The organism is Streptomyces novaecaesareae (assembly GCF_000716875.1).
GTDB classification, from domain to species: Bacteria; Actinomycetota; Actinomycetes; order Streptomycetales; family Streptomycetaceae; genus Kitasatospora; species Kitasatospora novaecaesareae.
Map to the genome: position 1 here is coordinate 1 of NZ_JNWQ01000143.1, position 9,365 is coordinate 9,365.

4 protein-coding genes and 3 pseudogenes are annotated in these 9,365 nt (G+C 71.3%); 6 read left to right on the forward strand and 1 reads right to left on the reverse strand.

Features of this window, described 5'->3' with window-relative positions; genetic code table 11:
* From OP86_RS31390 to OP86_RS38520, 3 genes and pseudogenes are all read left to right on the forward strand, one after another.
* Positions 1-409: Ig-like domain-containing protein (locus OP86_RS31390; RefSeq protein ID WP_033334231.1), on the forward strand; the 409-nt coding region annotated here is incomplete at its 5' end.
* A 153-nt stretch (positions 410-562) separates the two neighbouring features.
* A pseudogene (locus tag OP86_RS38515) lies at positions 563-1,261 on the forward strand (ISL3 family transposase); the annotation flags it as partial.
* Positions 1,245-1,382 (forward strand): annotated as a pseudogene (locus OP86_RS38520) (exodeoxyribonuclease III); the annotation flags it as partial. The pseudogenes OP86_RS38515 and OP86_RS38520, both read left to right, overlap by 17 nt.
* 50 nt (positions 1,383-1,432) lie before the next feature.
* On the opposite strand, the gene OP86_RS38525 reads toward OP86_RS38520, so the two are convergent.
* Positions 1,433-1,987, reverse strand: coding sequence for a hypothetical protein (locus tag OP86_RS38525; protein WP_245231844.1), 555 nt, complete (start codon positions 1,985-1,987; stop codon positions 1,433-1,435).
* Between the two features lie 206 nt (positions 1,988-2,193).
* On the opposite strand from OP86_RS38525, the pseudogene OP86_RS39290 reads away from it, so the two are divergent.
* From OP86_RS39290 to OP86_RS31410, 3 genes and pseudogenes are all read left to right on the forward strand, one after another.
* Positions 2,194-2,280: pseudogene (locus OP86_RS39290) on the forward strand (IS5/IS1182 family transposase); the annotation flags it as partial.
* Positions 2,281-3,133: 853 nt separating this feature from the next.
* Positions 3,134-3,907 (forward strand): AfsR/SARP family transcriptional regulator, encoded by a 774-nt coding sequence (locus OP86_RS31405; protein WP_167344245.1) that lies wholly within the window; start codon positions 3,134-3,136, stop codon positions 3,905-3,907.
* Positions 3,908-4,009: 102 nt separating this feature from the next.
* Positions 4,010-9,365, forward strand: a 5,356-nt coding sequence (locus tag OP86_RS31410; protein WP_245231843.1) for a type I polyketide synthase, incomplete at its 3' end; no start/stop codon positions are given.

Genomic DNA, 9,365 nt, shown 5'->3' on the forward strand with positions numbered 1-9,365 from the left:
CACCTACAACGGGAGCAGCAACTACAACACCTCCACCTCGGCGACCATCAAGCAGACGGTCGCCAAGGCCAGCACCAACACGGCATTGACCTCGGCGCCGAACCCGTCGCTGCACGGGAAGATGGTGACCCTGACGGCGACCGTCACCGCCACCGCCCCCGGAGCCGGCACCCCCACCGGGACCGTGTCGTTCTTCGACGGCGCCACCCTGTTGGGCCACGCCACCGTCTCCGGCGGCGTGGCCACCTTCACCACCTCCACCCTCGGCGTCGGCATCCACGCGCTGACCGCCGTCTACGCCGGAAGCACCAGCTTCAACGGCTCCACCTCACCCATCGACCCCCAGGGTGAGGCATGTCCGGGGTGCGCGCACGACGTTCCGGTACGCGCACTTCTCGGCGGCGGGTGAAAACTGGTTCTGGATCACTTTCCGTGCCAGAGCCACGGAGCGTCACCGGAACCGCGATCATGAACGGTCGTGACTGCCGCTCTCCTCCAAGACCTCTGGCTCCGCCGCACCGCCGACGTCGCGGTCAACACCCTGACCATCCACGCCGACCGCGTGACCGTCCACGCCGCCACGACCGGCGACGAGGCGGGCTGTCCGTCGTGCGGAACCGTCTCGACCCGGGTGCACAGCAGCTACGTGCGGCGGTTGGACGACAGCGCGGCGGGCGGGCGCCGGGTAGTGGTCGAGTTACGGGTCCGCCGGTTCCGCTGTCGTGAACGGGCTTGCCCCCGGGCCACGTTCGTCGAGCAGGCGGCGGGGCTGACCTTCCGTCACGGGCGGCGGAGCAAGGGCCTGCAGACCGCGCTGCAGCAACTCGCCCTGGCCCTGGCCGGCCGGGCCGGTTCCCGCCTGGCCGAGGCCTTCGCCGTCCCGGTGAGCCGATCCACGCTCCTGCGGCTGATACGCGCCCTGCCGGATCCGGCTCACGCGGTGCCGCGCGTGCTGGGCATCGACGAGTTCGCCCTGCGCAAGGGCCACGTCTACGCCACGATCCTGGTCGACATCGAGACCCGCCGCGCAGTCGATCTGCTGCCCGACCGCACCGTCGAGACCGTGTCCGCCTGGTTGGCCGACCACCCGGGGGTGAAGGTCGTCTGCCGCGACAGGTCGGCCTCGTATGCCGAAGCCGTCCGGCTCGGCGCCCCGGCCGCGATCCACGTCGCCGACCGGTTCCACCTGTGGCAGAACCTGGCCGACGCAGTGGAGAAGACCGTGCTAAAAGGCGTCCATCCGCTGGAGGATCGACCTCATCGTGGCCACCGAGAACCTTGCCGACAAGGCCGTCGAAGCCTACGTCGAACGCGCCGCCACCCACGCCGAGCGCTGGAGCGACCACGCCCCGGTCACCGCCGTGTTCGACGTGAACAACTGACGCGTACTTTCAGCACGGAGGGGCGGTGGCATCCAGCGAGGCCTGACGACCTACGCCTCATCGCCCCAGTCGACGTCGTGCAGCGTCTCGCCGAACCGCTCCAGCGCCGCCTCCGGCCCGCAGCCGAAGGCGCGGCCGATGTACTCCCAGGTCATCAGGTTGCTGCGGGCCTTGCGGCCGGCCAGCAGTGCGGTCGAACCGGCGGCGCGCTCGAACCGGGCGGCTGCACGGGCAGCGGCGTACGGCTTGCTCTCCATCAGGTCGCAGATCCGGTCCACCAGCGCCGCGACCAGCTCCTCGACCTCGTGCGGCACCACACCCTCGGCCAGGTCGACGTGCCACTCCCAGTCCGCGAACGGCCCGGTGGACTCGCCCACCGCCTCGGTCGCCACGTCGTCACCGAAGTCCAGCAGGTGCACCCGCTCACCCCGCCAGCCGCAGCTGCAACCACCGCGCACCGCAGCGGCCCGAGGACCGTCCGCACCGTTGTAGAGCCACCAGGTGGTGCGCCCGTCCGGCAACGGCGCCGGCTCGCTGCCGTCCGCCAACACCGCCACCGGGAAACCCTGGTGGCGCCCGCTCTCGTCAACCCATGGCACTGACATGCCGTGTCCCTCGCGTCCCTGGAGTACAGCACCAGGGTTCTCGGCTCGTGACGCAGTGTCAAGGCTTCGCGACAACCAGCGCGACCCCGCAGCTCGTGCCTATCAGCCGACGGGTGGGATGCCCAACCTCCTCGTCAATCGCCGTGCCGGCAGACGACATCACCGTCCAACTTCGCGGCGTAGTCCGGGCTGCCCGCCGGCGAGGGTGCTCGACGAATCTGCAGGCCGTCATCGACGCCAACAGTCGCCTGGTGGTGGCCATCGGGAACCCGCTGCCCGGCAGTCGCAATGACCACCTCCAGACCGATCGGCAAATGTGGCAGGAATTCCGCCACTTCGGACCGCTGGGACTCGCGCCCCGGACGAGTCGGACGACGATGCGGCCGCCTTCGTTCCGTACGCGGTCATCACCACGCTCACCAACGCCAACTTCGGCCCCAGCCGCCCGGAACGCGCCCGCGCTTCCAGGTCACCCGCCGCATCTCAACGCAGATCGTGGCCGTGCCGTAGGCTGCCCGAACGGTCCAACCGGCTCCCTGAGCCACGGGCCTCTCCAACTGTCGCTCCGAATCGACTCGTTGATGTGGGCGCCGGCCGGCCAGCTTTACTGCACACCCCAAGGATCGACCGGTGAGCGCTCACAACCGCCGCGAGCGAAACCCTACCCGAGCCCGCCGACCAGGGCCGGTGGATGGCGGAAAGAACCCGATCAAAAGCTCAATCCGGTGACGGCGCACCGCATTTGCGCCTGGCTGTCGCACCGTCCGGATGTCGAGACGCGGAGGCAGCGGACGAGATGAACGAGAGCGTGCAACATTCACGTCACGCGCCCCGCGTGAGCGAGATCACGCGGAACCTCCGACTGCCCGGCGGGACGTCGCCGGGCCGGTTGATCGGTGCTCCTGCTTCCTGAACAGAGGCGGCCGATCACTCCGGCCGACCGATGCGACGGCATGTCAGCGCGCCATACCAAGAGGCGCAGCACCAATCCAGACCTTCTTTCCGGGAGATTTACAAGTATTCTGGCGTCAACCGCGCGAGAGCCCATGGGACTCCCCGGGACCGGTCCTGGGACCAAGGCGTGTTCCGTCGAGCGGTCGAAACGTCTTTCCTTACTGGGGGTGACTTATGGCGGAGGGTCACGCAATGATTTTCAATGTTCTGGGTCCGTTAGCGGTCCAGGCCGACGGAATAGCAGTGAATCCGGGGTCGGCGCGCCAGCGGGCGGTATTATCCGCCCTTCTTCTGACCCCGGGCAAGGCGGTGACGTCGGAGCAACTCTCCGAGGCCGTCTGGCCGAGGAACCCTCCGAACGACGTCATGGCGAACCTGCACAGCTACGTGTCGAATCTCCGGCGGCTCCTGGAGCCGAACCGGCCGCCCCGCAGCCGCGACACCGTCCTGAGGCGTGAACCGAACGGCTACGTACTGGCGGTGAACACCGACTGCATCGACGCGACCCTCTTCGAGCGCCTCCTGCACGACGGCCGGCGACTGCTTCGGACGGGGCTGCACCAGAAGGCCGAACGCACACTGGGGAGTGCGCTGGCGCTGTGGCGGGGAACGGCCTACCCCGAGGTGAGCGACTACGCGCTCGGCGCGCAGGCGGCCGCACGCTTCGAGGAGTTGCGGCTCCTGGCACTGGAAAGTCTGTGGGAAGCCAAGCTGTCCGAGGCGCGTGACTTCTCGGTGGTCGCCGCCGAACTGCCCGCGCTCACCCTGCGGTTCCCCACCCGGGAACGGTTCAGCTGGCTGCTGATGAAGGCCCTGTACTCGTCCGGCCGGCGGGCTGATGCGATCGACGCGTACCACCGGACCCGACGAACCCTGGCGGAGGAGTACGGCGTGGACCCGGGCGCCGAGTTGCAGCAGCTGTTCGGCTCGATCCTGCGCGGCGACCCCGTCGCGGGCTGCGCATGAGCACGCCGCAGGGATAGGCCTTCCGGTCAACAGCCCGGTGGCGATGGGCAACACGGCCGTCGCCACCGGGCTCGCCTTTTTTGGCGCAATGTCATGCACATGATGATTCCTGGGAAATCATGCTCACTGCGGGGGTCAGGGACGCGCTCCAAGACTCCTCCAAGTCGGCTCCAAGTCGACGCCAAGATCATCCTGGCAGGCTCTCAGCCTCCGAGAGCGGGTGGATCGAAACGGAGCTACCCGTCCGCTCCGGCGGACCGGCCAGCAGATCGAGACCAGCAGAAAGCCGAGTGCGCAGTGCCGCCGACGAGTTGTGAGCACGACCCGGTCGCCGTTGTCGGGCTGTCCTGCCCGACGCCCGAAGTCGAGAGCGACCACCAGGGCTCCGACGGCCCTGACGGCGGCCCCACGTTTTTCGGGGTTGCGGCCTTCGGGGTTACGGCCTTCGGGGTTGCGGCCTCCCTGGCCGCCGACTTCGGCCCTGCGGACTGGAGGTTGTCGGAACTCGCCTGGAGCGCGCTGGAGGACGCCGGGATCGTTCCCGCCTCGCTGCGCGGAAGCCGAACCGGCGTCTTCCTCGCACCGTCGTCGCGGGACGAATCGCCGGAACGCCTTGCCGCCGTACTGGACCTCCACGGCCCGCGGGCGACTGCCGGCCCGTCGGACTCCCCCGCGCGAGCTGCCGTCGCACTGGCCGCGGAGGCCTTGCGCCGCGGAGAGTGCGACCTCGCCCTCGCCGGCGACGGCGGCACGGTCCTCGCAGTGCTCCGGCGGCTGCCCGATGCGCGACGCGACGGCGACCGGATCCGGGGGGCGATCGCCTGCGGCCGATCCGCGTCGGGTTCGGGTGTCCTCGGACTGGTCGGAGCCGTACCGGCCGATCCCCCGGCAGCCTCCGAGGCACAGCCCGCCGCCCGGCGGCTCCTCGCCGCGGAACTCACACCTCTGGTCCTCTCCGCCCGCAGTGACGCCGCCCTGCGTGCCCAGGCGCAGGCTCTCCGGGACCGGTGGGAAGCCGACCCCGGTCTCCGGCTCGCCGATGTCGGCCTCTCACTGTCCACGACCAGGACGACGTTCGAGCAGCGCGCCGTCCTGCTCGTCGAGAGCCGCGTGGACGCCCTCCACGGGCTGCAGGCCGTCGCCGAGGGCGGATTCGCACCGTCACTTGTGCGCGGCACGGCGGACACCCCGCGCGGAGCCGTGTTCGTCTTCCCCGGCCAGGGGACGCAGTGGCGGGGAATGGCCCTCGACCTGCTGGAGTCCTCGGAGCTGTTCCGGGAGCACATGCAGGCATGTGAGGACGCGCTCGAACCGTACGTCCCGTGGTCGCTGGCCGAGGTGCTCCGCGAGGCCCCCGGCGCACCCGCTCCGGTGGCGGTGGAGGTCGTCCAGCCCGTTCTCTTCGCCGTGATGGTCTCGCTCGCGGCGCTGTGGCGCGCCTGTGGCGTAGCGCCCGCGGCCGTGGTGGGCGCCAGTCTGGGTGAGATCGCGGCCGCCCACGTCGCCGGTGCGCTCACCTTGGAGGAAGCCGCCAAGGTGGTGGCGCTGTGGAGCCGCGCGCAAGCCGCTGCAGCCGGCCGGGGCGATCTGGCCTCCGCCCTGCTGCCCCGGGAACAACTCGCACCACGGCTCGCCCGGTGGCAGGGGCGACTCGTCGTCGCCGGGACCAACGGCCCGCGATCCGTGCTGTTCTCGGGCGACCGGGAGGCCGTGGACGAGCTGTTGACCGAACTGGCAGCCGAGGGAGTGCGAGCAAAACGGCTGAGCAACGGACTCGCCGCGCACTCTCCCGGGCTGGGCCTCGACCGCGACGGCATCCTCGACGGCCTCGCCGCCATCCACCCGCGCAGCTCCGCCGTACCGTTCTACTCCTCGCTGACCGGCGGACTGCTGGACACGGCGACTCCGGATGCCGCCTACTGGCTGCGGAACATCACCAGCGAGATCCGTTTCGAGGACGCCACCCGCGCGCTGCTGGCCGACGGTCACCGGCTCTTCCTGGAGGTGAGCCCGCACCCCGGTCTCCTCGGAGGCCTACAGGAGACCCTGGACGACGAGGGCCTGACGGGCGACACCGCCGTCGTCGGCACGCTGCGCCGCAACCAGGGCGGGGCGGACCGGTTCCTCACCTCGATGGCCGAACTGCACGTCCAGGGGGCCGTGCCGGACTGGGAGGCCGCCCTCAGCGGGTCCGGCGCACGACGGATCCCGCTGCCGACGTACCCGTTCCGCGCCGCACGCTCGGACGCCGCTCGCTCGGACGCCGCTGGCGCGGGTGCCCTCGACGCAGCCACCGCCCGGTCCCGCACCGCACGGCAGCGCTGGGTCCGTGATCTGGTGCGTGCCGAGATCGCCGCACTGTGCGGCCCCGCAGCGGCGGCCGCCGAGGACCGGCCGCTGCGGGACCTCGGGTTCGACTCGGCCATGTCGGTCGAGCTGCGCAACCGGCTCATGGCGGCGACCGGTCTGACGCTGCCCCTCACCCTGCTCTTCGACCATCCGACGGCAGAGGCCCTGGGGCGTCACCTGCTCGCCCGGCTCGCCGGGGAGGACGCCCCGACGGCAGCGGCGACCACCATCGCTGCCGACGAGCAGGAACCGATCGCGATCGTCGCGATGGCGTGTCGGTTCCCCGGCGAGGTCCGCAGCCCCGAACAGCTCTGGCGGCTCATGGCGGACGGCCGCGACGCCGTCTCACCGTTCCCCGACAACCGGGGCTGGGAGCTGGACTCGCTGTACGACCCCGATCCGTCCCGCAGCGGCTTCACCTACGCCCGCGAGGGCGGCTTCCTGCACGACGCGGACCGGTTCGACGCCGCGTTCTTCGGGATCAGCCCGCGCGAGGCGCTGGCGATGGACCCGCAGCAGCGGCTGCTGCTGGAGACGTCCTGGGAGGCGTTCGAGCGGGCCGACATCGACCCCGCGTCACTGCGCGGCACCCGTACCGGCGTGTACATCGGCGCGATGACCCAGGACTACGGTGCCCGCATGCACGAGGCGAGCGGCCTCGTCGAAGGGCACGTCCTGACCGGGACCACCGTGAGCGTCCTGTCCGGTCGGCTGTCCTACGTGTTCGGCCTGGAGGGCCCGGCGATCACGGTGGACACGGCGTGCTCCTCCTCCCTGGTCGCCCTGCACCTGGCCTGCCAGTCGCTGCGCCGGGGCGAGTGCTCGACGGCGCTCGCCGGCGGCGCGGCCGTCATGGCCGCACCCGGCATGTTCGTCGAGTTCAGCCGTCAGCGCGGCCTCGCCCCCGACGGGCGCTGCAAGGCCTTCTCCGCCACCGCGGACGGCACCGGCTGGGGCGAGGGCGTCGGCGTCCTGCTCCTGGAGCGGCTCTCCGACGCCCGGCGCAACGGCCACCCGGTCCTCGCGGTGGTACGCGGCTCCGCCGTCAACCAGGACGGCGCCTCCAACGGGCTGTCCGCGCCCAACGGCCCCTCGCAGCAGCGGGTGATCCGGCAGGCCCTCGCCGAGGCCGCGTTGTCACCGGACCTGATCGACGCGGTGGAGGCGCACGGCACCGGCACCCGGCTGGGCGACCCGATCGAGGCCCAGGCGCTGCTGGCCACCTACGGACAGCAGCGGCCCGCCGAACGTCCGCTGTGGCTGGGCTCGTTGAAGTCCAACATCGGGCACACTCAGGCGGCGGCCGGGGTCGGTGGCGTGATCAAGATGGTGATGGCGATGCGGCACGGTGTGCTGCCGCAGACGCTGCACGTCGACGAGCCGACCCCGCACGTCGACTGGGCCTCGGGGGCGGTCGAACTGCTCACCGAGGCACGGGAGTGGCCGCGGACGGGGCGGCCCCGGCGGTCGGCCGTGTCCTCGTTCGGGGTCAGCGGGACCAACGCGCACGTGATCCTGGAGGAAGCGCCCGCCGCCGAGGAGACTCCCGCGGCCGCGCAGCCCGAATCCACGACGCCCTCGCCCGTCGTCCCGTGGGCCCTCTCCGCACGGACTCCGGCCGCGTTGCGCGCGCAGGCCGAACAGCTGCGGGCGGCGGTCGAGGCCCACCCGGAATGGGAACCGGCCGAGGTGGCCGGAGCGCTGGTGTCGGGTCGGTCCGTGTTCGAGCAGCGGGCGGTGGTGATCGGGAAGAGCCGCCCGGAGCTGCTGAGCGCTCTCGCCGCCGTCGCCGACGGCACCACCGCACCCGGGGTCGTGCTGGGCAGCGGCACGGTCGAGCGTCCGGTGTTCGTGTTCCCCGGCCAGGGGTCGCAGTGGATCGGCATGGGCGCCGAACTCCTCGACACCTCACCCGTGTTCGCGGCCTCCATCGCCCGTTGCCAGACCGCACTCGCCCCGTACATCGACTGGTCGCTGACCGACGCCCTGCGCGGCACCCTCGACCTCGGGCGTGTCGACGTCGTCCAGCCCGCGCTGTTCGCCGTCATGGTCGCCCTGGCCGAGCTCTGGCAGTCCCTTGGCATCCAGCCCGCCGCCGTCATCGGCCACTCGCAGGGCGAGATCGCCGCCGCCACCGTCGCAGGAGCCCTCACCCTCGAAGACGGCGCCCGCATCGCCGCCCTGCGCAGCCAAGCCATCCTCGCCATCAGCGGCCAAGGCGCCATGGCCTCCATCCCGCTCAACCACGAGGACACCACCCAGCTCCTCGCCCCCTGGCGCGAGCACCTGGCCGTCGCCGCCCACAACGGCCCCACCAGCACCGTCATCGCCGGCGACGCCACCGCCGTCCAAGAACTCCTCACCCACTGCGAGACCTCGCAGATCCCCGCCCGCCGCATCGACGTCGACTACGCCTCCCACACCCACCACGTCGAACAACTCCGCGACCACCTCGCCGAACAACTCGCCGGGATCACACCGAGGGAAGCCACCATCCCCTTCCACTCCACCGTCACCGGCACCCCCATCGACACCACCACCCTCACCCCCGACTACTGGTACACCAACCTCCGCCAACCCGTCCTCCTCGAACCGACCATCCGCGACCTCGCCACCCACGGCCACACCACCTACATCGAAATCAGCCCCCACCCCGTCCTCACCCCCGCCATCGAAGAAACCCTCGACACCCAAACCCCCACCCACGACACCCCCACCCTCGTCACCGGCACCCTCCGCCGCAACGAAGGCGGCCTCCCCCGCCTCCTCACCTCCCTCGCCCACCTCCACACCCACGGCCACCCCGTCGACTGGACGGCCCTGCTCCCCACCAGCCGCTCCCACCGGATCGAGCTGCCCACCTACCCCTTCCAGCGCGAACGGTTCTGGCTCGACGCCCCCGCACCCACCGGAGACGTCCGCGCCGCCGGCCTCACCGCCACCGAACACCCCCTCCTCAGCGCCCTGCTGCCCCTCGCCGACAACGACGAACACGTCCTCACCGGCCACATCTCCCTCACCACCCACCCCTGGCTCGCCGACCACGCCGTCTTCGGCACCGCCCTCCTCCCCGGCACCGCCCTCGTCGAACTCGCCCTCCACGCCGGCG